Source organism: Methylobacterium sp. AC433 (genome assembly GCF_979253015.1).
In genome coordinates this window covers 1-241 of the sequence record NZ_CEEDBN010000104.1, presented here as the reverse complement: position 1 = coordinate 241, position 241 = coordinate 1, and the positions used below count along the sequence as shown (strand labels likewise).

1 protein-coding gene is annotated in these 241 nt (G+C 73.0%); it reads left to right on the top strand.

The annotated features are described in order from the left end of the window. Positions 1-219 (top strand): tetratricopeptide repeat protein (locus tag AC0IWM_RS23895; protein ID WP_471759169.1); only part of this gene is annotated, 219 nt, incomplete at its 5' end. Positions 220-241: the final 22 nt, after the last annotated feature.

The window sequence follows — 241 nt, the reverse complement described above, 5'->3', positions numbered from 1 at the left end:
GACCCCTCCGCGGCGATCGCCGACCTGCAACGCACCCTCGTGCTGGAGCCGCGCCATGTCGAGGCCTGGGCGGCCCTGGGGCGGATCTACCAGACCCTCGAAGACCAGCGCCGCGCCCTCGAGGCGTTCCGCCGGGCGGCCGCGCTGTATCCACGGATGGACCGGCTGCAACCGGCCATCGACCGCCTGGCGCCGGACGTCGACGGCCGCGACCTGTAGACGACCATGCTCCTCCTCAAGC